Source organism: Paenibacillus herberti (assembly GCF_002233675.1).
GTDB lineage: Bacteria > Bacillota > Bacilli > Paenibacillales > Paenibacillaceae > Paenibacillus_O > Paenibacillus_O herberti.
The window spans coordinates 112,811-134,170 of sequence record NZ_NMUQ01000001.1 but is presented as its reverse complement, the minus strand read 5'-3'; the positions used below and the strand labels follow the sequence as shown (position 1 = coordinate 134,170).

24 protein-coding genes are annotated in these 21,360 nt (G+C 54.8%); 8 read left to right on the top strand and 16 right to left on the bottom strand.

Annotated elements, in window-relative coordinates:
* Positions 1-186 precede the first annotated feature (186 nt).
* Positions 187-1,731, top strand: a complete 1,545-nt coding sequence (locus CGZ75_RS00675) for a Ppx/GppA family phosphatase (protein ID WP_089522203.1) — start codon at positions 187-189, stop codon at positions 1,729-1,731.
* 152 nt (positions 1,732-1,883) lie between these two features.
* On the opposite strand, the gene CGZ75_RS00670 is transcribed toward CGZ75_RS00675, so the two are convergent.
* The 7 genes from CGZ75_RS00670 to CGZ75_RS00640 all read right to left on the bottom strand — a co-directional run bounded on the left by CGZ75_RS00670 (position 1,884) and on the right by CGZ75_RS00640 (position 9,489).
* On the bottom strand, positions 1,884-3,980 hold the full coding sequence (locus CGZ75_RS00670) for an RNA degradosome polyphosphate kinase (protein WP_089522201.1): 2,097 nt from the start codon (positions 3,978-3,980) through the stop codon (positions 1,884-1,886).
* A gap of 97 nt (positions 3,981-4,077) precedes the next feature.
* A complete protein-coding gene (locus CGZ75_RS00665; protein WP_089522199.1) occupies positions 4,078-4,521 on the bottom strand; it encodes an FxsA family protein in 444 nt (147 codons plus the stop codon).
* Positions 4,518-5,036 carry an acyl-CoA thioesterase gene (locus CGZ75_RS00660; RefSeq protein ID WP_089522197.1) on the bottom strand — a complete coding sequence of 173 codons (519 nt, stop codon included), beginning with the start codon at positions 5,034-5,036 and terminating at the stop codon, positions 4,518-4,520. Before CGZ75_RS00660 ends, CGZ75_RS00665 begins: the two co-directional genes overlap by 4 nt.
* A 144-nt stretch (positions 5,037-5,180) precedes the next feature.
* Positions 5,181-6,935 carry a pyruvate kinase gene (gene pyk / locus CGZ75_RS00655; RefSeq protein WP_089522195.1) on the bottom strand — a complete coding sequence of 585 codons (1,755 nt, stop codon included), beginning with the start codon at positions 6,933-6,935 and terminating at the stop codon, positions 5,181-5,183.
* 303 nt (positions 6,936-7,238) lie between these two features.
* Complete coding sequence (locus tag CGZ75_RS00650) at positions 7,239-8,378, bottom strand: acetyl-CoA carboxylase carboxyltransferase subunit alpha (RefSeq protein ID WP_089522193.1); 1,140 nt, start codon at positions 8,376-8,378, stop codon at positions 7,239-7,241.
* Positions 8,368-9,258, bottom strand: coding sequence for an acetyl-CoA carboxylase, carboxyltransferase subunit beta (gene accD, locus CGZ75_RS00645; RefSeq protein WP_089522191.1), 891 nt, complete (start codon positions 9,256-9,258; stop codon positions 8,368-8,370). The genes CGZ75_RS00650 and accD overlap by 11 nt, the downstream gene beginning before the upstream one ends.
* Before the next feature lie 42 nt (positions 9,259-9,300).
* Positions 9,301-9,489 carry a glutamate decarboxylase gene (locus CGZ75_RS00640; protein ID WP_089522188.1) on the bottom strand — a complete coding sequence of 63 codons (189 nt, stop codon included), beginning with the start codon at positions 9,487-9,489 and terminating at the stop codon, positions 9,301-9,303.
* A 208-nt stretch (positions 9,490-9,697) separates the two neighbouring features.
* Between CGZ75_RS00640 and CGZ75_RS00635 the strand changes: the two genes are divergently transcribed.
* Complete coding sequence (locus CGZ75_RS00635; RefSeq protein ID WP_089522187.1) at positions 9,698-10,063, top strand: hypothetical protein; 366 nt, start codon at positions 9,698-9,700, stop codon at positions 10,061-10,063.
* On the opposite strand, the gene CGZ75_RS00630 is transcribed toward CGZ75_RS00635, so the two are convergent.
* The 3 genes from CGZ75_RS00630 to CGZ75_RS24310 all read right to left on the bottom strand — a co-directional run bounded on the left by CGZ75_RS00630 (position 10,060) and on the right by CGZ75_RS24310 (position 11,452).
* Positions 10,060-10,560 carry a phosphatidylglycerophosphatase A family protein gene (locus CGZ75_RS00630; protein ID WP_089522185.1) on the bottom strand — a complete coding sequence of 167 codons (501 nt, stop codon included), beginning with the start codon at positions 10,558-10,560 and terminating at the stop codon, positions 10,060-10,062. The two genes, CGZ75_RS00635 and CGZ75_RS00630, sit on opposite strands and share 4 nt — an antisense overlap.
* 276 nt (positions 10,561-10,836) lie before the next feature.
* Positions 10,837-11,145, bottom strand: a complete 309-nt coding sequence (locus CGZ75_RS00625; RefSeq protein ID WP_089522183.1) for a hypothetical protein — start codon at positions 11,143-11,145, stop codon at positions 10,837-10,839.
* A gap of 112 nt (positions 11,146-11,257) precedes the next feature.
* Complete coding sequence (locus tag CGZ75_RS24310) at positions 11,258-11,452, bottom strand: hypothetical protein (protein ID WP_141136620.1); 195 nt, start codon at positions 11,450-11,452, stop codon at positions 11,258-11,260.
* Between the two features lie 65 nt (positions 11,453-11,517).
* Here CGZ75_RS24310 and CGZ75_RS00620 point away from each other — a divergent pair, with 65 nt between their 5' ends.
* Positions 11,518-11,841, top strand: coding sequence for a hypothetical protein (locus tag CGZ75_RS00620; RefSeq protein ID WP_141136619.1), 324 nt, complete (start codon positions 11,518-11,520; stop codon positions 11,839-11,841).
* Positions 11,842-11,923: 82 nt separating this feature from the next.
* Here the strand turns inward: CGZ75_RS00620 and CGZ75_RS00615 are convergent, their stop codons facing one another.
* Positions 11,924-15,676, bottom strand: a complete 3,753-nt coding sequence (locus CGZ75_RS00615; protein ID WP_089522179.1) for a DNA polymerase III subunit alpha — start codon at positions 15,674-15,676, stop codon at positions 11,924-11,926.
* Positions 15,677-15,824: 148 nt separating this feature from the next.
* Between CGZ75_RS00615 and CGZ75_RS00610 the strand changes: the two genes are divergently transcribed.
* The 5 genes from CGZ75_RS00610 (at position 15,825) to CGZ75_RS00590 (ending at position 19,205) form a co-directional block, all read left to right on the top strand.
* A complete protein-coding gene (locus CGZ75_RS00610; protein ID WP_089522177.1) occupies positions 15,825-16,151 on the top strand; it encodes a YtrH family sporulation protein in 327 nt (108 codons plus the stop codon).
* A gap of 10 nt (positions 16,152-16,161) precedes the next feature.
* Positions 16,162-16,677, top strand: a complete 516-nt coding sequence (locus tag CGZ75_RS00605; RefSeq protein WP_089522175.1) for a sporulation membrane protein YtrI — start codon at positions 16,162-16,164, stop codon at positions 16,675-16,677.
* 97 nt (positions 16,678-16,774) lie between these two features.
* Positions 16,775-17,104, top strand: coding sequence for a YtpI family protein (locus CGZ75_RS00600; protein ID WP_089522173.1), 330 nt, complete (start codon positions 16,775-16,777; stop codon positions 17,102-17,104).
* Positions 17,105-17,309: 205 nt separating this feature from the next.
* Positions 17,310-18,710 carry a PepSY-associated TM helix domain-containing protein gene (locus tag CGZ75_RS00595; protein ID WP_089522171.1) on the top strand — a complete coding sequence of 467 codons (1,401 nt, stop codon included), beginning with the start codon at positions 17,310-17,312 and terminating at the stop codon, positions 18,708-18,710.
* 9 nt (positions 18,711-18,719) lie between these two features.
* Positions 18,720-19,205 (top strand): FixH family protein, encoded by a 486-nt coding sequence (locus CGZ75_RS00590; RefSeq protein WP_141136618.1) that lies wholly within the window; start codon positions 18,720-18,722, stop codon positions 19,203-19,205.
* On the opposite strand, the gene CGZ75_RS24305 is transcribed toward CGZ75_RS00590, so the two are convergent.
* The 5 genes from CGZ75_RS24305 to CGZ75_RS00575 form a co-directional block, all read right to left on the bottom strand.
* Positions 19,202-19,486, bottom strand: a complete 285-nt coding sequence (locus CGZ75_RS24305; protein WP_141136617.1) for a hypothetical protein — start codon at positions 19,484-19,486, stop codon at positions 19,202-19,204. The genes CGZ75_RS00590 and CGZ75_RS24305 overlap by 4 nt on opposite strands.
* On the bottom strand, positions 19,449-19,694 hold the full coding sequence (locus CGZ75_RS00585) for a hypothetical protein (RefSeq protein ID WP_089522167.1): 246 nt from the start codon (positions 19,692-19,694) through the stop codon (positions 19,449-19,451). Before CGZ75_RS00585 ends, CGZ75_RS24305 begins: the two co-directional genes overlap by 38 nt.
* Before the next feature lie 65 nt (positions 19,695-19,759).
* Positions 19,760-20,005, bottom strand: coding sequence for a hypothetical protein (locus CGZ75_RS00580; RefSeq protein WP_089522165.1), 246 nt, complete (start codon positions 20,003-20,005; stop codon positions 19,760-19,762).
* Complete coding sequence (locus CGZ75_RS24300; RefSeq protein ID WP_141136615.1) at positions 19,968-20,264, bottom strand: hypothetical protein; 297 nt, start codon at positions 20,262-20,264, stop codon at positions 19,968-19,970. The genes CGZ75_RS00580 and CGZ75_RS24300 overlap by 38 nt, the downstream gene beginning before the upstream one ends.
* Positions 20,265-20,569: 305 nt before the next feature.
* On the bottom strand, positions 20,570-21,160 hold the full coding sequence (locus CGZ75_RS00575; RefSeq protein WP_089522163.1) for a TlpA family protein disulfide reductase: 591 nt from the start codon (positions 21,158-21,160) through the stop codon (positions 20,570-20,572).
* Positions 21,161-21,360: the final 200 nt, after the last annotated feature.

Sequence of the window (21,360 nt, the reverse complement as noted above, 5' to 3'; positions counted from 1 at the left end):
TAGAGTATTTTCCTACTGAATCCAACAGATTGCCGCATAAAAATGCTTTATCGCCATCATAGAATTTAGTTGTCGCCCATTTCATACCATCGCTGAGACTGTCCATTTTGGACGTTGGGATGTCGTAATGGTACACTATTGGTTACAGATTTAGCCGTCTTGCGGCGGCGGATAGGAGGAACTCCAATGAATGAACAACGAATCGGCATCATCGATATAGGCTCCAACTCCATCCGTCTCGTCGTGTACGAGCAAACGGCATCGGGAGCTCATCGCGTCATTGACGGCAGCAAGCGACCGGCTCGACTGAGCCAAAGAATCACCGCAGACGGCCGCATCGATGAAGACACGGTGCGGGAGCTGGCCGAAACACTGGGCCATTTCCGCCTATTATGCGCCCATCACCGGACGCGCATCGTGCGCGCCGTAGCTACGGCGGCCATGCGCAACGCCGTCAATGGTGAGGAAGTGCTCCAGGCGCTGACCGCCGAGACCGGGCTCGAAATCGAGCTTTTGCCAGGAGAACAAGAGGCTGGATTTGGCTTCCTTGGTATGGTTAATACGATGGATGTCCGGGACGGCTTCCTTATCGATATCGGCGGAGGCAGCACCGAAATATCCCTTTTCAAAGAGCGCACGCTCGTAGAGAGCATCTCATTCCCATTCGGTTGTGTCAGCCTTGCCCGCAATTATGCGGACAACGGAATGCTGAACGATGAAGGTTTGCAAGAGCTGGAGCGGATGGCCCTCCAGGCCGCCGAGCGTGAGGACTGGCTTCGCTGGTCGCCCGGCCTGCCGCTGATCGGCGTAGGAGGCACCATTCGCTCGCTGGCCAAGATCCATCAGGCCGTACGAAAATATCCTTTCCCTCAAACGCATAACTATGCGATGCCAACCGGAGATTCCGATCACCTCTTTGACACACTGCGGGACATGCCGCTAGACAAGCGTCGCAAATTCCCTGGCCTGTCCAAGGATCGCGTTGATCTGATCGTGCCGGGGCTAGCTGTGCTTCGGGTATTCCAACGTTTGACCGGCGCTACGGAATATCGTGTCTGCGCCTCCGGTCTGCGTGACGGGCTGTTTTTCTCCGTACAATCGCCGGATCGGCCGCGGCTCGACAGTGTGCTAGACTACAGTGTTCGCAACACGTACGCTCTTTACCCGGAGGCCCCACTTCCTCATCTCAACCAGGTCAACCGCCTCTCACTGCAACTGCTGGAGCAGCTGCAGCGGGCTGCGCCGGACTATGGCCTGAGGGGACTGGGAGAAAGAGCCGCCACGCTGCTGGATGCCGCGTCCTTGCTGTACCGCATCGGCGCTTCCATCGACTATGCCGCTTACTCGATGCATACTTTTTATTTGCTGACCAATTGCAGTCTGAACGGTATGTCCCATCGCGAAAATGTTCTGACTGCCGCCATCGCCGCCTTCCGCAGCCGCAGCCGTTGCAAAGCCCAGCTTGAGCCTTATGCGGCTCTGCTTGAGCCTGGCGACATCGAGGCTGCCGCATTGCTGGGTAGCCTGCTGCAGCTGGCCGTTGCTCTCGATCGCAGCGAGACGCAGCCAATCAGTCGGCTGGAGTCGGAGCTATCAACGGCCTCCAGCCAGTTGCAGCTCACCGCCGTTCACCCTGCTGGCTCGCTGGCGCTGGAGTCCCAGGAGGTCGAGGAGGCAGGCAAAGAGTTCCTGAAGCTGTGGAGGCTTCATCCGGTTTTGTCGGTTCGCTGAAGCACAGAAGTCGCTGCGCTATGTAACGGTGGAACTCGTTGCAAAGTTCCAGCTTATACAACCTACATCAACCTATTTGTACAGAAAGAGCCGCTGAAGCCGCCCCTCTATCGGGGCGCGGCCTCAGCGGCTCCTTGTATTACTGTCGCTAATCAGACCCTTATCTTAGCGCCTTTTTCATCTTCTTCTTTTTTCCATATGCGATTCCGCTCCGCTTCGAACTGGCTGCGCAGCAGTTGCTCGTCTTCCGCTGGGAGTACGCGCTCATACCCGCCAGTCGATTTCAGTTCGCGTGCCTTTACATTGTCGCTCAGTTGCAGCCGAATGATCGAGATGAGGCTTTCACGCAGATTCGGGTCGAATACAGGGCACATCAGCTCGATCCGCCGCGTCAGATTGCGCGTCATCCAGTCTGCACTGGAAAGATAAACTTGCTCTTCCCCAGCATTGCGCACATACAGCAACCGGGAATGTTCTAGAAAACGGTCAACGATGCTGACGACCCGGATGTTTTCGCTAAGACCTGGGACACCCGGGCGCAGGCAGCAAACGCCGCGCACGATCAAATCGATGCGCACCCCGGAACGGGAAGCCTCGTACAGCTTATCGATCATCTCCTGATTGGAGAGGGAGTTCATTTTAGCCGCAATATAACCTCCACGCCCAGCCTCCGCATGCTCCCGCTCGCGATCGATCAAACGAAACAGCTTCTCCATCAGATCGCTTGGGGCAACACCGAACGCCTGCCATTCATAGGGCGAAGAATAACCCGTCACCTCGTTGAAAAGGGCGGAAGCATCCGCTCCGATAACCGGATGCGAAGTGAATAGCCCAATATCGGTATAGGCCTTGGCCGTACTGTCATTGTAATTTCCCGTCCCGACATGGACGTAGCGGCGCAGCTGGTCTTCCTCCCGCCGAACGACGAGCAGAATCTTGGCATGGGTTTTGAGGCCAACAAGGCCATAAACGACATGACATCCGGCCTTCTCGAGTTGACGCGCCCAGGCGATGTTGCGCTCCTCGTCAAAGCGGGCCTTAAGCTCTACGACGACCGTTACCTGTTTGCCGGACTCGGCTGCAGCGGCCAACGCCTGTACGATTTCACTCTTGCCACTCACTCGGTAGAGCGTCATTTTGACCGCAAGCACCTGTGGGTCCTCCGCTGCCTGCTGGACAAACTCCGTCAACGGCTCAAACGATTCATAAGGATGATGCAGCAGCACATCCCGTTCCCGAATCGTATCAAATATAAGCTCATGCTCCTCAAGCTCGCGCGGATATTCCGGCTCCAGCTTCGGATAGCGCAGATCTTCCCGCCCCTTCAACACGCCCGTAAAACGCATTAAAAAGCTCAGATCAAGAGGTCCGCCAATCGGAACGACATGATCCTCGATTTCCAGCTCTTCGCGCAGCAGATCAAGCGCATATGGATGGAAACCTTCCTCAATCTCAAGCCTGACCGGCATGCCCCAGCGACGGCGGCGAAGCTCCTTTTCAATCTCCTCGAGAAGATCCTCGGCACCTTCCTCGTTGAGCGTCAGATCTGCATTGCGGGTCAAACGGAAAGGGTCGACAGCGGTCAGTTTATATCCACTAAACAGATTCTGAATAAAGGTTTGAATGATATCCTCAAGCAGTACAAACTCCTGCTTTTTGCTATTTCCGTGTGCGGGTACAGGAACACAGCGTGGAAGAATGGACGGCACTTGCACAATTGCAAAATAAGGCTCCGCGTCCTCATCCGCATCCGGCTCCTGAAGCAGCACCGCAAGGTACAGCTCCTTTGTGCGCAGCAGTGGGAACGGTCGGCTCTGATCAACCGCCATCGGCGTAAGTACCGGAAAGACGATTTTACGGAAATAGTCTTCCATCGCCCCCTGCTGGCTGGCGTTCAGATCCTCCATATCGCGGATATGTATGTTTTCTTTGGCCAAGCCCCTCATGACTTCGCGATAAGTGCGATACTGCTCCGTGACCATCTGTCCTGTCCGCTTGAGCAGTCGTTTCCATAGTCCTTGGGGCGTGTAACCGGTAAAATCCATCTTGGTATAACCTGCTTTGAGCTGGTCCTGAATTCCCGCCATGCGTACGCTCATGAACTCATCTAAGTTGCTGGACACGATGGCCAGGAACTTGGCCCTATCCAGCAGCGGCGTAGACGGGTCCTGCGCTTCCTCCAGCACCCTGCGATTGAATTCGATCCAGCTCAAATCTCGATTCACATAGGGGGACAAAACTTTACTCATTGGTGAGGAGCCTCCTTGTCATTGTCCCAATTATGCCTTACGACTGTTTCTTCTATATTAAGATGCTGTAAATGTAGAGTAAATAACTTGAATTTTTTCAGCGCCGTCCAATCATGAAAAACTGGCCTCCACCGCTTCCCCCGAAGCCGCCTCCGCCACGACGGAACAGCTTTTCCATCCAGCGGTATAAACGCATGCGGTAAAAGCGACGTGTCAACGGCAGCACTAAGGTCAGTCCGACCAGGTCTCCGAGAACGCCTGGAAAAATCAAAAGCAAGCTGCCGACAAAAATGCAAAGCCCGTTCAGCAGCGCATGGCCTGGCGGTTCTCCACCATGCATTTTCAGCCGAATCTCATCCCAAACACGACGACCGCGCGTGCGAATCAGGACACCGCCAACTACAGCGGTGCTGGCCAGCAGCAGAAAAACGCCGCCTATTCCGATCCAGCTGCCGAGCCACGACATTGCGAATACCTCCAGCAAAAGATAAGCTGCCGCTCCAGCTAAAACCTTCTGCAACGGTCCCCACCGACGTTTCATCGTTCTTCCCCCTTTGCCGACTTGGCGCCGTATTGTTGAATAATTCCGTATAGTTCTGGCAGTCGCCGGTCCAGCCGCATCGGCCGGAAGCTTCGATCTACCCAAACATGCCTTGTCCCACCGCTTGCGAGCATTTCCCCAGGCAAACCCTCTCCATCCCCTGCCGCCTTCGTCTCCGTGCTAAGTTCCGATAGCAACTTCTCCGAGTTAACATGAAGTCGACGAATCTGATAACGAAAAGCTAACCTCATTGGTGTATAGCTTTCCACACGGGTGCAAATTGCAACCGCATCGTCATAGCGGGCCGGCAGCTTAAAGATGCTGTCCAAATCCGTCAGAGGGAGCATGAGTCCTTCCTCTTCAATCCGGCCATAGGAATAACCAGCGGCACGAATCAGCTCTGTGCGGCCGATCTCGAACCAGGTCATATAATTTGCATGGTATACGACGCCCATCCCATCGGTTTCCTGGTAGCGCACGCGGAGCGGATGAACATGCCAAGCCACTTTGTCCATAAGCGAGGAAGCCCCCTTTCTATTACCCTTATTATCGGCGCATTCCCATCCGGATGCAAAAAAAGGCCGCGCACGGCGGCATCCAACCGTTCCTCCCGTGGGGAAGAAGTGGACGACGCCATTAACGCGGCCTTGATAATGAACTTAAAGGACTTTGGATTGTCCCGTGTAAATGACACCCATTTCGCCATAAACGGTAACTTCCATACCGTCACGCAGAAGCTCAAGTGCATCCGAAATGCCGATAACGGCTGGGATACCGAGGTTGAGGCCAACAACAGCCGCATGGCTAGTAATGCCGCCTGTAACGGTAATGATTGCGGAAGCCTTTTGAATGGCAGGCATATATTCCTTGTCGGTGGAAACCGTCACAAGAATGGAACCTTCCTTCGTTTTGGCGATTGCTTCCTCAGGCGTACGAGCAACAACAACTTTACCCGTTGCTGTTTGGCTGCCGATGCCTTGACCTTTGGCAACAAGCTCACCGATATGATGAACTTTGATCAGGTTTGTCGTGCCTGCGCGGCCAACTGGTACGCCTGCAGTGATGACAATCGTATCGCCGAGGCCAACCAAGCCCGTGCTCAGCGCGCCTTCAACGGCAAAGTTGAACATTTCGTCCGTTGTGTCCGCTGGAACACCCTTAGTCGGGATAACACCCCAAGTAAGATTCAGGCGACGCATGATGCGCTCATCTGTTGTAACAGCAATAATTGGAGCCTTCGGACGGTATTTGGATACCATGCGAGCTGTAAAACCACTTTCCGTGGAAGTTACGATCGCTTTGGCTTTCAAATCCAGTGCCGAGTTAGCGACAGCTTGGCTGATCGCTTCGGTAACCGTCGTCTGTTGTGCGCTAGCTTGCTTCGTCAGAATCTCGCGGTAGTCCAGCGCGGACTCAGCACGCTCAGCAATGCGGGACATTGTCAGAACGGATTCCATTGGGTATTTTCCTGCAGCCGTCTCGCCGGACAGCATGATTGCATCTGTACCGTCGAAAATAGCGTTAGCTACGTCGCTAGCTTCAGCGCGCGTAGGACGCGGGTTGCGTTGCATGGAATCCAGCATTTGGGTAGCCGTAATGACCGGCTTGCCTGCCAGGTTCGCCTTTTGAATCATGTTTTTCTGAACGAGCGGCACTTCTTCCGCTGGAATCTCAACGCCCAGGTCGCCACGAGCTACCATCAGACCGTCGGAAACTTCCAGAATTGCATCGAGGTTGTCCACACCTTGCTGGTTCTCGATCTTGGAAATAATCTGGATATGACCAGCGTTATGCTGCTCCAGAAGCTCGCGGATCTCAAGTACGTCGGACGCTTTGCGCACGAAGGAAGCAGCGATGAAATCAACGCCTTGCTCGATACCGAACACGATATCATTCGCATCCTTCTCGGTGATGCCTGGAAGGGAAATGTCTACGCCAGGTACGTTAACACCCTTTTTGCTCTTGATCGGGCCGCTGTTAACGATTTTGCAGTTGATTTCTGTTCCTTGGATGTCAACAACCGTAAGACCGATCAGACCGTCATCGATCAGAACCGTGGAGCCGACTTTGAGGTCTGCAGGGAGGTTTTTGTACGTTACCGGAAGACGGTGACGGTCGCCAAGAATCTCTTCTGTAGTCAAAGTGATGTAATCGTCCTGTTGGAGCTCGATTGGCTCCTCTTTCAGCTTGCCAAGACGAATTTCAGGACCTTTGGTGTCGAGCAAGATGGCAACGGTTTTGCCGAGTTCACCACAGGCTTGGCGGATATTTTTAATCCGGTTGCCGTGCTCCTCGAAATCACCGTGCGAAAAGTTCAGACGGGCAACGTTCATGCCAGCCAGAATCAGTTTTTTTGTATTTTCCAGCGACTCGCTGGATGGGCCGATCGTACAAACAATTTTCGTTTTGCGCATGGGTATATAATTCCTCCATCAATTAGCTTGCTTAAACACTATCAATCATTCTACCACATTTTACGGCAACATAGACATGACTTTACGCACTTCACACGACATTTGTTGATTGCTCGGTGTGACTTTGGAAGCAAAACTTCGCGACTTTCGACATGCCGAAAGGACTCCTCAGAACATGCTGTTGAGCCAATTTGGATGATGCTTCAGCGGAACAGCATACCCGTCAAAAATGTCCTGGGCATGGGAAAGAGCGGCCGATTGCCGGCCGCTCTTTTTGCGAACCAACCTATGAGAGACCCCGAATCAATGCACCCGAGCGGATTCAGCGGCCGGAGAAGGCGTTGCCTCTGTTACAGTCTCAGTTACAGTCTCAGTGATTAGATCCTTCGAGCTTGCGCTTGTGTTGACATCCGCAGGCAAAGCCTCTTCCCCATACGTAGCTTCCTCAGCGGATTGCCGCTCGGAATCCTGCGAGCCGCCCGCATCTGGAGCAAAGGTAAACCGCCCGATTTTGCGGAACTTCATGTACCGGTCCTCGATCAGTTCCTCCGACGTCATAGAGCCAAGCTCTTGTAGATGCCGCCAAAGTGCTTCCTTGATGTAATCGGCCTGCCCAGCGTAATCCCGATGTGCGCCGCCTTGCGGCTCGGGAATGATCTCCTCGATGATACCAAATCCGAGCAGATCCTTTGCAGTGATTTTCATCGCCTCGGCCGCTTGATCTGCCTTAGAAGCATCCTTCCAAAGGATGGAAGCTGCTCCGTTCGGCGAAATAACAGAGTAGATCGCATTCTCAAGCATGAGCACGCGATTACCTACGCCGAGCGCCAAAGCGCCGCCGCTGCCGCCCTCGCCGATAACGACGCAGAGCACAGGTACGCCGAGCAACGCCATCTCACGCAGATTACGGGCAATCGCCTCCGATTGACCACGCTCCTCGGCCGTATTGCCAGGATAAGCGCCCTTCGTATCGATGAAGGTAATGATCGGGCGACGGAACTTATGTGCCTGATGCATGAGACGCAGCGCCTTGCGGAAGCCCTCCGGATGAGGACTACCGAAAAAGCGGGCGATGTTGTCCTTTGTATCTTTGCCGCGCTGATGCCCGATAACGGTTACCGGTACTCCATTCAGCTTGGCCAATCCACCAACGATCGCCAGATCATCGGCGAACAGCCGATCGCCGTGCAGCTCCAGGAAATCTGTAAAGATCGCCCCGATAAAATCTAACGATGTCGGCCGCTGATGATGGCGAGCCAGATGCATTTTTTCAGCGGCTCCAAGCTCGCTGTACAGCTCTTCTTCTAGCTGAAGGCAACGGGCTTCAAGTCGGGCGATCTCGTCGCTGAAGTCGATGCCCTTTCCTTGGCTAAGTCCCTTCAGCTCTTCAATCTTGCGTCTGAGGTCTCCTAGCGGCTTCTCAAAAGGCAGTTCACCCGCCATATACCGTATCCTCCTTCACAGCATGCATATCCAGTACACGCGTCAGCGTGGACTTCATGTCCTTGCGGTGGACGACGCGGTCAAGCTGGCCATGCTGTAGATTGAACTCAGCCGTCTGGAAGTTGTCCGGCAGCTTCTGCCGAATCGTCTGCTCGATAACAATGCGGCCGGCAAAGCCGATGAGCGCTCCGGGCTCGGCCAAATTGTAGTCGCCAAGCGATGCGAAGCTGGCCGTGACTCCCCCAGTTGTAGGATCGGTCATAATCGAAATATACAGCCCGCCCTCGCTCTGGAATTTCGCCAGAGCCGCGCTCGTTTTGGCCATCTGCATCAAGCTCAGAATGCTCTCCTGCATGCGCGCGCCGCCAGAGGTAGAGAAGATCAACAGAGGCAGCTTGCGAAGGCTCGCCTGCTCGATCGCCCGTGTAATCTTTTCGCCTACGACTGAACCCATGCTACCTGAGAAAAAGTCGAAGCTCATGACAGCGACTACAACCGGGAAACCTCCAATGGCTCCCTCACCGGTGATGACTGCATCCTTCAGCCCAGAATTCTTCTTCTGAGCTTCCAGCTTGGAGGCATAACCAGGAAACTCAATAGGGTCCTCAGAAATCATATCCCTGTCGAATTCAGACAAACGTCCGTCATCAAGCGTCATTCCGATGCGCTCCCAGGCGGTCAAACGGAAATGATGCCCGCAAGACGGACATACTTTGTGATTCTTGTCCAATTCCTTGGAGAACTGAATCGTGGCACACTTAGGGCATTTGTTCATTAGGCCTTCGGGAATATCCCGCTTCGGCCGGTCCTGCTTATCGCTGCGCTCCCTCTCGGAAGGAACGGTGGCGTATTTACGTTTGTGAAATAAGTCCTTAAACACGAGTGACACCTCTCAAGACGCTAAGTATAGTCGGGCCGGCAATCAGGAATGGAGAATGGAGCTCAGCACTTCCTGCACTTCCTCCAGCTCTCCGGACGGTACTAGGATCTCGTACTGCTGTTTGGACATGTTGATGGGCCTGGTCTGGACGAGAAATCCTTCTTCCGTAAGCCTACTCTTGATACTCTCCGCGATTTTTGCCGTTGGCGCGATGTAGATGACCGTCCACATGAAAGGTACCTCCTGATAATCCCGGAAACAGGTCACATGATCTCACAATCATAGCATAGGACAAGTTTTTCTAGCAAGAAAGGCCCAGCGTACGAGACGTTTGATGCAGTTGGAGAGACGGCTGGAGCTGCGTGAGAGTCGGCTGATGGTGATAGAGAGTCGGCTGGATCTGTATTAAGAGTCGGCTAATGGTGATGAGAGATGATTCATGCTTCGTGAGAGTTGGTTGGTGCTGGGCGAGACGTTTGATGCGTTAGAGTTGGTGGTGCTGGGCGAGACGTTTGATGCGTTAGAGTTGGTGGTGCTGGGCGAGACGTTTGATGCGTTAGAGTTGGTGGTGCTGGGCGAGACGTTTGATGCGTTAGAGTTGGTGGTGCTGGGCGAGACGTTTGATGCGTTAGAGTTGGTGGTGCTGGGCGAGACGTTTGATGCGTTAGAGTTGGTGGTGCTGGGCGAGAGTCGGTTTAAGCTAAACGAGACGTTTGAAGCCATCCATACATTCGCTGGTTCATTCTCGAAAGAGCTGCAGAAACAACGATTCGCTCCCGCAGCGCCGGAATCCTTCTTTGTCTAGATTTTGGTGCCGTCCTCGCTATAATGGATCGCTTTCGGATCCTGATGCGCGATCCTCGCCGAGGCTGCGGCGGCCAAGCCAGCCACCAAATCATCCAGAAAGACGTGGACTGCACCCGTCGACTTATCATTCAATCGGTTGATTATGCCCGGCTTCACTTTGTCCAGGTAACCAAAGCTCGTCAAACCAATCATGCCATATACATTAGTGATGCCCATTGCCAGCGTCTCATCAACGCCGTAGAGCGACTCGTCCTTCTCCATAATCTGCTGCAGCGGAGCCGGCAACAGCTTTTTTTCCGCCAGCTCATCTAGCGCAATTCCCGTATACAAGACGTACTGCACCTCGCGCTTGCCAAGCACGGTACGTACGCTTTCCAGACATTCCTCCATCGTCAAATGAGGGTTATAGGGAAGCTGCAGGGCATGTACGATTTCCGCTACATCTGCTACTGTGACACCGCGCCTTTCCAACCAGCGCTCCAATTCGGAATTCATCCGCTTTCCCTCCTGCTCAGCCTAATGCCGGAAGGCCTGCCCTTAGGCGCCTCCCTATCATTCGCCGGGCGTTAACCGTCGGCAGAGACAGCAGTAGAGGGCTGCAACCGCGCCCCCTTATCCTCTGCCATCCGCCGCTTGGGGCGCCCGTCGCCCAGCAACATACTGCTGTATTTCCTACTGTATGCACCTGTCCTGCAAAATGTTCCGGGAAAATGAGGAGGGAAGTTCGATGAGTGGGAATGGCATAAGAACAGACGGGCAGGGGCGGGGCTTTCAAGTAGCTTTGGCTACTTGATTTGATTGGTTGGGGTTACAGCGTAGCTTCAAGTAGCTTTGGCTACTTGATTTGGCTTGTTTGAGCGACAGCCACGCTTTCAAGTAGCTTTGGCTACTTGCTTCGGCTGGTTTGAGCGATAGCAACGCCTTCAAGTAGCTTTGGCTACTTGATTTGGCTTGTTTGAGCGGCTGCGGCGCTTTCAAGTAGCTTTGGCTACTTGATTCGGCTGGATTGAGCGACAGCAGGGCTTTCAAGTAGCTTTGGCTACTTGATTTGATTGGTGGAGCTGCTAGCAGAGCTTTCAAGTAACTTTAGCTACTTGATTTGGTTGGCGGAGCTGGTGGTGGAGCTTTCAAGTAACTTTGGCTACTTGCTTCGGCTGATTTGAGCGACTGCGGCGCTTTCAAGTAGCTTTGGCTACTTGATTTCGGCTGATTTGAGCGTCAGCGGCGCTTTCAAGTAGCTTTGGCTACTTGCTTCGGCTGATTTGAGCGACTGCGGCGCTTTCAAGTAGCTTTGGCTACTTGCTTCGGCTGGTTTGAGCGGCTGCGGCGCTTTCAAGTAGCTTTGGCTACTTGATTTGGTTGGTTTTAGTGACAGCAGGGCCTTCAAGTAGCTTTAGCTACTTGATTCGGCTGGATTGAGCGACAGCAGGGCTTTCAAGTAACTTTAGCTACTTGATTTGGTTGGCGGAGCTGCTAGCAGAGCTTTCAAGTAACTTTAGCTACTTGATTTGGTTGGCGGAGCTGCTAGCAGAGCTTTCAAGTAACTTTAGCTACTTGATTTGGTTGGCGGAGCTGCTAGCAGAGCTTTCAAGTAACTTTAGCTACTTGATTTGGTTGGCGGAGCTGCTAGCAGAGCTTTCAAGTAACTTTAGCTACTTGATTTGGTTGGCGGAGCTGCTAGCAGAGCTTTCAAGTAACTTTAGCTACTTGATTTGTTTGGCGCAGCTGGTAGCGGAGCTTTCAAGTAACTTTAGCTACTTGATTTGGTTGGCGTGAACTAGCATGGCAGAAAAAAATACGGACCTGCCCTCTGCACGTGGCAGAGGTCAGGTCCGTATTGAGTGATAAGGAGGCCGTCTTATTTGACGACGGCCGCTCCTTTGCCGAGCAGCAGCTCGATGCGCTCGATCAGCTCCGGGGAAGGCTTGACCCGGTAGCGCTCGCTTAGCTCGAGCGAGCGCCCAGCGCGCTCGTAGAAGAGCACGGTGCCGAGCGGCCCTGCATGCTCGGCTAGGAGCGCCTTCAGGCGCTCCAGCACGGCGGGAGTTTCACTATCCGCCGTAATCTTGATGTACACCCGCTGAGCGGAACGCGCAGCGGGTGCGGTGCGCCGCGAAGCGGCGCCAGCGGGCGGCGAGGCTGCGCCGCCCGCGCGCCCCGGCGCGGAAGCGGCCGGGCGCGGGCGCGGCTCCGCAGGAGCGCCCGCGGGCTGCGCCCCGCCGGGGCGCCCGGCAGGCGGCTTCGCCCCGCCTGCCTCGCGCGGCTGCGCCGCGCCCGGGGCTGCGCCACCGGGCGCGGGCGCAGCTCCGCCGGCGCGCGCGCTGCGGGCGCGCGCCTGGCGGCGAAGCCGCTCGACCCCGGAGCGAAGCTCGGGGTCGTCCAGGGGGACGAGGTCATCCACGATGAGCTTGATGTCCTCGTCCCCCTGTTGCACAACGGCCTGTAGTACCACCAGGCCGCCTACCAAAATCTTATCCGCGAGCTTCGCCCATGCGGACGGGAAAATCACTGCCTCGGCGCGCATAATGCGATCCTCTACCTCGGCAAAAGCCATTTGCTGACCTTTGCGCGTCCGCAACTGCTTAATCGCAATGATGCGTACCGCTGTCACACAGCGCGTCTCGTCCGGTGCATCCGCCAGCTCAACGAGCCGGTCGAGGCCGAACTCCGCCAGTAATTCCTCCGCTCCGTCGAGCGGATGACCGGACAGATACAGGCCCAACAGATCCCGCTCCAGTTCCAGTAGCTGGGCTTGGGCATAAGGTTGCACCTGAGGCATCTCGACATCCCAGTTCTGCACTTCTTCGAAACCGAAAAGCTCAATCTGCAGCTCCGCACGCTCCTTGCGCCACTTCTGGGCGGCCTCGACCGACTCGTCAAGCGCCGCCAGTTGCTGCGCCCTATGACCTGGGAGCGACTCCAACGCTCCTGCGCCGATGAGGCACTCCAACACGCGCTTGTTAACGACTCGCAGATCCACCCGCCGGCACAGATCAATCAAGCTGGCAAACGGTCGGTTTTTACGCTCCCGCAAAATCGAATCGATCGCCTGCGTACCCACATTCTTGATTGAGGCAAGACCGAAGCGGACAGCCTCCCCCTCCGGGCTGAAGGTGATAGAGCTGTAGTTAACATCCGGAGGCAGCACGCCGATGCCCATGCGCTTGCATTCATCGATATACTCACCGGTTTTGCGCTGATTGCTGGTGACGGAAGCCAACATTGAAGCCATGAAAGATACGGGATAATGCCGTTTGAGCCAGGCTGTCTGAAAGGCCAACACACCGTAAGCGGCCGCGTGAGCACGCGGGAAGCCGTAGTCCGCGAAGCGCAAAATCATATCGTAGACGCGCTTAGCGTCCTCTTCGGAATAACCCTGCCCAAGACTGCCCCGTACAAAGGCGGCTTGTTGCTCGTCCAATATCTCGCGTTTTTTCTTGGAAACAGCGCGCCGCAGCAAATCCGCCTCACCGAGGCTGAAACCAGCCATCTCGGACGCGATTTGCATAATCTGCTCCTGATAAACGATGATGCCATACGTATCCTTCAGAATCGGCTCAAGCGAAGGATGAGGATAGTCAATCCGCTCCAAACCATGTTTGCCAGCGATGAAGCGCGGGATGAATTCCATCGGGCCTGGACGATACAACGCCAGAACCGAGATGATATCCTCAAACGAGCTTGGTTTCAGCTCCCGCAACACGCGGCGCATGCCCGCCGACTCCAACTGGAAAATGCCCGTCGTGTCGCCGCGGCCAAGCATCTCATAGGTGGCGGGATCATCATCCGGGATGAGGCGGAAATCAATCGTCTCGCCCCCCTCGCCTTTGACCCAGTCCAATGTCCGTTCCAGGATAGAAAGAGTACGCAGGCCGAGAAAATCCATTTTGAGCAAGCCGACAGCCTCGACATTCTCCATGGAATATTGCGTCAACGCAGCGGCCTCCGAGCCAGCCTGCAACGGTACATAATCCGTCAGCGGCCGACCGGAAATGACAACGCCAGCCGCATGAGTCGAAGCGTGGCGCGGCATTCCTTCCACCTTAAGTGCGGTCGCAATCAGCTCCCTCGTACCATCACGCTCCGCGTACTCGCGCAGCTGCGGCACAGAAGCGAGCGCCGATTGGAGCGTTGTGCCAGGCTGCCCTGGAATAAGCTTGGCGACCCGGTCAACGTCGCCGATCGGCACGTCCAGTGCGCGCCCGACGTCGCGAATGGCGGCCTTTGCCGCCAGCGTGCCGAATGTGATGATTTGCGCCACATGGTCCGATCCGTACTTGCGGCTCACATATGCAATCACCTCGTCGCGCCGCTCGTCGTTAAAGTCGATGTCGATATCCGGCATGCTGATACGCTCTGGGTTCAGAAAACGCTCGAACAGCAGCTTATGCTTCAGCGGATCAACATCGGTTATACGAAGACAGTAAGCGACAAGGCTGCCGGCAGAAGAGCCGCGGCCTGGCCCCGTGCGAATGCCCTGCTCATGCGCGTAACGGATGAAGTCCCAGACGATGAGAAAATAGTCGCTGAAGCCCATTCGCTCAATGACGCCAAGCTCGTACCGGAGCCTCCGCTCCGCTTCCTCCAACAGCCCGCTCCCCGCTCCTTCCAGGAGCGCCGAATCAGCCCGCCCTGCGGTCTCCGCCCCTTGATGGCGCGCAGTTGCTCCATTAAACCGCTGCATCATGCCCTCCAGGCATAGCTGCTCCAAATAAACGGCCGAGCTCAGCCCTTCAGGCAGCGGCCGATACTCCGGCAGCGCATGCTCGCCGAGCCTCAGCTCCACATTGCAGCTCTCGGCGATGCGCACCGTATTGGCCAGCGCCTGGGGCAGATGCGGGAACAGCCGCGCCATCTCGTCCGCACTTTTCAAATACATGCCGTCCCCATGCATATGCATGCGGTCAGGGTCGCTCACGCTTTTGCCAGTGCCGATGCAGATGAGCACATCCTGCACAGCCGCATCCTCCTGCCGCAAGTAGTGGACATCATTAGTCGCGGCCAGCGGGATACCGGTTTCTTCCGATAGAGTGATCATTCCGGCGGTCACTTTTTTTTGCTCCGCCATCCCATGATCCTGAATTTCCAGGTAAAAGTTCTCCCCGAACGTCTCCCGGTACTTCAGCGCCGCAAGCTTCGCTTCCTCCGGGCGGTCGTAAAGCAGATGCTGGGCGACCTCGCCTGCCAAGCAGGCACTCAAACAGACGAGTCCCTCGGCATGCTCGCGAAGAATCTCGTGGTCGATGCGGGGTTTATAATGAAACCCTTCCAGATGAGCGATGGTGCTCAGCTTCATGAGGTTTCGGTAACCGGTCTCATTCTGGGCCAGCAAAATCAGATGGTAAATCGGGTTGTCCTTGCGCGTTCCCTTATCTAACCTGGACCCTCCCGACAGATACATCTCGCAGCCGATGATCGGCTTGATGCCCTGCTTCAGACACGCCTTGTAAAAGGGTACCGCCCCATACATCACTCCATGGTCGGTCAGCGCCAACGAGCGCATGCCGAGCTCTGCCGCTCTTGCCGTCAGGTCGCGGATCCGCGCGGCCCCGTCCAGCAAGCTATATTCGCTGTGCACATGCAAATGCACGAATCGTTCGCTCGCGCTCATCGCGTTCCTCCTTTCGCGCCCGCCAGGCGGGGCACATCTGTTCGGTCTTTCTATCTATCTTATCATAAAAGACCGGTACAGGCCCATACAATGAACAAGGGGCAGCTTTTCCCCAATTCCTTCTAGAAAGGTGAGGCGGATGCAGCGCATGAACTTGATCCTGAGCAAAGCATTGATCGACTGCTTCATCGCTTTCGGCGTTGTCGTCGGAGGCGCATTGCTGGCCGGCATCGGATCGGTGCTGGCACTCTCCCCTCCATCCTCGATGATGGTCGATACGGCTTCCCGCCTGAAAATATGGGCTCTTGTCGCTGCGGTCGGCGGAACGATCGATCCAATGCGCGTCATCGAAAGCAATATGATCGAGGGCCATCTGTCCCCGGTCGTTCAACAGGTGTTATTCATTCTTTGCGCCTTCATCGGCGCCCATGCCGGCACGGAGCTCATCCGTATGATCTGCCGGGGATCGGGGTGAACCTGCGTCCATGCGAGTTCCTCCCTTTGCCCGCTTCGCCCGTTTGACTCAGGCCGCCGGCCTGATCATCTGTGGCATGATCATCGGAGCCGCCCTCTACCACTCCCTGTTTCAGGCGCAGTTCGACCGCGTCATCAACCTGAAAGGCGAGCTCGAGGACCAGCTTAACGAGCGTGACAATGAGCTGGAGAAGTTGAGCAAGTTCAAACAACAGCATTCCGTCATTAAAACGATACAAATCCGCTTCGAAGATGGCCCCGGTACTGCGGGACTGGATGAACCTACGAAATCCCGGTTAAAGGCGCAGCTCCATGATGATCTGCTCGTGCTGGAAGGCCACAGCATTTATGAGATTGATAGGGAGTCCCGCCTCGCACGCGAGCTATTGGCCGAAAAAGTATACCGCGATAAGGATAAACGATTCGCCTTAAACATCAAAACCGTTCTTGTCGCCGAAAACCGTCTACAGGTATGGGTCAACATCCGTTTGCTTGGGCCTGAGCTGAGCGGCAACACTCCTCCTTGAAGGCTATCTTCCTATTCGCAGCATACCGCCCCAATATGATACAATAGCGAAAAATACTGGACGGGCAGCCGCCCGCCAAAGGAGACTGCTCAGCTCCATGAACGATCCCGTCGCCTGGCTGCAATGGATCATCATTGCAGGTATCATCATCAGCTCCATCATGTCCGTTGTGAGCAGCTTCCGCTCGCGCCGCTCCAAAGACACTAACCAAAGAGCCCTTTACTCCGCCAAAATGAACATCTGGATGGGCATAATGCTTATCTTGATCGCGCTCATTCAGATGTTCATGTATACGGGCTCGACGATTCGCGTCATTGTGGGAGCCGTGTTCATGCTGCTCGGTCTGTTCAATATTTTCGCCGGCATACGCAACCACAGTGTCATCCGCACCGTCATCGAGCGGAACGCAACAGGCAAACAGCGCTAGATCGCCTCTCGAAGGGGCGCGCCTTGGACGGCTCAGGCCGACTGATGCGCGCCCTTTCGCTTTACGGGGACTATTTCATGACAAGCCAATCATTTCTACCTCGTTTTTTGGCCCCATAGCTAGAAAGAGTCATGCCGAACTACGCCAAGCCCTCTATACTAATTTAGTTGAGCTAATCACCCTAGAAATGAGGAGTTATGGAACGATGAGCATAGATTTGGAAACGACAACTCCTGCTATCGGCAAACAGAAAGGCCGCGGCTTGTTGCCCACCTTGTATCAAAATGTTTGGAGATGGCATTTTTATGCCGGCATTATCTTTGCGCCTTTTTTGATTATTCTTGCTCTGAGCGGATCGGTCTATCTATTCAAACCGCAAATTGAAGCGCAGCTCTATAAGGATATGTTGACCGTTCGAGAGGTTGGAACGACTCGTCTGGCTCCTGATCAGCTAGCTGCAGCTGTCCGCACGGAAAACCCCGGCTTGTCGATCCTGTCCTTTTCCATTCCGAGTGATGCCAAGTCAACCGTTAAGATGAGTATAGTGAAAAATGAAGTTCCTACTACGCTCTATGCCGATCCTTATACGGGGCGTACTACCGGTACGTTGGACACGGACAAAACGTTCACGGAGCTGTTTAAAAAGCTGCATAGCCAACTACTGCTCAGCGGCACGCTGCCCAACCGGATCGTAGAGCTGGCCGCTAGCTGGGGCGTCGTCCTGATTGTGACCGGCCTTTACCTGTGGTGGCCAAGAGGCAAATTCAGCATCTGGGGGACCATTCTTCCCCGCCTAGGCAAACGCGGCAGTCGCCAGTTTTGGAGAGACATGCATGCTGTGCCAGCCTTTTGGCTGTCGTTGCTCATTTTGACGCTTATTTTGACCGGACTGCCTTGGTCGGGCGTTATGGGAAAAGGAATCGACAATATCGCCAATTCGACGAATACGAATTATCCGGAAAACGCGTTCGGCGCGGGTTCGCTGGAATCTGTCACCCTCGCCAAAGACGTGGCAGAGGATCTGCCGTGGGCAACCGAAAACATCCCCGTTCCTGCATCCGCAGTAGGGGGCTATGTGCGGCTGTCGCTGAATGAAGTTGCCGCAATAGCAGACCGTCAAGGTGTGATCAAACCTTATACAATCTCGATGCCGGATGGTAAAGCTGGTGTTTACACCGTCGCTTCTGCCGATGATAGACCTACTAACAATGCAACTCTGCATATTGACCAGTACAGTGGGGCTGTGTTGACCGATGTGCGCTTTGCGGACTACGGCATTATGGGTAAAGTGATTATGCTCGGCATCGCTTTCCACGAGGGCAAATTATTCGGTCTAGCCAACCAGATCCTCGGGTTGATCGCCTGCCTGGGCCTGATCCTTATTTCCGCCGGTTCCTACGTTATGTGGCGCAAACGCGCTCCAGCCGGTAAGCTCGGTGCGCCGAACAAACCAAGGGACAAAAAAGTCACAATCGGCTTGCTCATCATCATGGGCGCTCTCGGTATCATTATGCCGCTGGTCGGCCTATCGATTCTGGTTGTGCTTGCCATTGATCTGCTTGTCATCCGCCGTGTTCCCGCGCTGAAGCGCTGGTTTTCCGCCTAGGAGGTACTCATGATGAAGAAAAAAATGACACTGGCCGGAATTTCTCTACTGGCGTCCGCCTCCCTGTTGCTTGGGGGCTGCCAGGCCAACACGTCGGGCCAAGATGACAAAGGTATGATTCCGCATTTGACCGTAGACCTGCAAATTCCGGATAAGCTTAAACCCGGCGAAGCAAGCCGCTTCACAATCCTCGTAGAGGAAAACGGCAAGCCTTACGACGAGTTTTATAAAACTAACTTTCAGTTTTGGCCGGAGGATGGCTCCTCCCCTGCAGTGAGCGCCGAAGCTAAGTTGACAGCTCCCGGTACTTACACCGTCACACAGCCGGCTAGCACCGAAGGCGTGTATCGAGTGAAGTTCAGCGGCGTCTCCTCAGAATATGAAATTATGCCGTCCAAGCGCTTCGCCATAGGCGCGAATGCGATTGAACATTTGGCCGAGCTGGAGAAGCAAAGTGACGCCGCACCTGCAGCTCCAGCCGCTCCGCATCACTAAGGGCGGCTTGGCCGAGGCCTATCGCTGTGGCGATTGCCCAGGCGGGTAGCTGCGGACGGGCAATGCCATGGCGAATCCAAGTAACTTTTGCTACTTGGTTCTGCTTCTGCGACGAGGTTCAGCTCTTTCAAGTAACTTTTGCTACTTGCTCCTTCCGCCGCAGCGGGTTTTAGCTCATTCAAGTAACTTTTGCTACTTGCTTCTGCTGCTGCGACGGGGTCCGGCTCGTTCAAGTAACTTTTGTTACTTGGTTCCGCCGTTGCGTCGGAGTTTCGGCTCATTCAAGTAACTTTTGCTACTTGCTCCTTCCGCCGCAGCGGGTTTTAGCTCATTCAAGTAACTTTTGTTACTTGCTTCTGCTGCTGCGACGGGGTCCGGCTCTTTCAAGTAACTTTTGTTACTTGCTCCTTCCGCCGCAGCGGGTTTTGGCTCGTTCAAGTAACTTTTGCTACTTGCTTCTGCTGCTGCGACGAGGTTCAGCTCATTCAAGTAACTTTTGCTACTTGCTTCCGCCACCGCGGCGGGCGAGGTTCAGCTCGTTCAAGTAACTTTTGCTACTTGCTTCCGCCGCCGCAGCGGGCGAGGTTCAGCTCGTTCAAGTAACTTTTGCTACTTGCTTCCGCCGCCGCAGCGGGTTTTGGCTCATTCAAGTAGCTTTTGCTACTTGGTTCTGCTTCTGCGACGAGGTTCGGCTCGTTCAAGTAACTTTTGCTACTTGGTTCTGCTTCTGCGACGAGGTTCAGCTCTTTCAAGTAACTTTTGCTACTTGGTTCCGCCGTCGCGTCGGAGTTTCGGCTCATTCAAGTAACTTTTGTTACTTGGTTCCTCCGCCGCAGTGGGTTTTGGCTCATTCAAGTAGCTTTTGCTACTTGGTTCCGCCGTCGCGGCGGGGTTTGACTCATTCAAGTAACTTTTGTTACTTGGTTCTGCTGCTGCTACGGGTATTGGCTCGTTCAAGTAGCTTTTGTTACTTGGTTCCTCCGCCGCAGCGGGTTTTGGCTCATTCAAGTAGCTTTTGTTACTTGGTTCCTCCGCCGCAGTGGGTTTTGGCTCGTTCAAGTAACTTTTGCTACTTGTTTATGCGGCGGCGGGTATTGGCCTAGTCGCTATAAGTCTGCGAATAAAAAGAAGGTGTTCCCTAGCCCTTTAAAAGGACTCAGGAACACCTTCTTTCTGTCCGTACGTTCTGTCCGTACGTTCTGTCCGTACGTACGTTCTGTCCGTACGTTCTGTCCGTACGTACGTTCTGTCCGTACGTTCTGTCAAATAAACCATATTCGGCTTATTTCACTAACTCGTCGGGTGAAAAATCATCAGGCGAATTGCCGGCTACCTCAAGCGGAGCTCCCCCGCGCGAAGCTCCTTCAGCCCGCGTCCAGAGCGGCCTGGATTTGCTCCACGCTGGTAAATTCACCTTGAATAATTTGAGAAATGCGGCCGTCCGGGGAAATGATGAACGAGGCTGGCAAAGCTCGTACCCGGAATGCCTCAGCCGCCTGCCCGGTTACATCAGACACGATTGGCATGGAAATACCGGTTTCGCCAGTGAACTCGCTAATCGTGCCGCGGCTTTCACCTACATTGATGGCAAGAATCTCCTGCCCGTTACCGGCGCCAGATGCGCCACCGGCCTCGTCTTTATGAGCACCTTTAAATACGAGGCGCGCAGCTTCATCAATCAGCGGCAGTTCTCTTTTGCAGGGGACGCACCAGCTTGCCCAAAAATGGACGAGTACTGTCTTGCCTTTCAAATCCGACAGATGGATACGCTCACCGGAGCCAGGTACAGCAATCGCGATCTCTGGTGCATGAGCTCCTTGCGCTATGCGACCCGGCCTCTCCTTGTCCGACTGCTGCTTGACGAGCAACACCCCAGAGAGCCCCGCCGCAACTAGCAGCAGCACAGAAACAACAGCCAGCAGTCGGCGCTTGCTCCATACAAAATGACGGCTCATCAAGCACTCTCTCCCACCAATCCAGCATTCCGCTTTATCGCCATCCGTCTACCAGAATAACGGCTCATCAAGCACTCTCTCCCACCAATCCAGCATCCTGCTTTATCGCCATCCGCCTACCAAAATGACGGCTCATCAAGCACTCTCTCCCACCAATCCAGTATTCCGCTTCAGCGCCGTCCTTCTACCACTTCGACGGC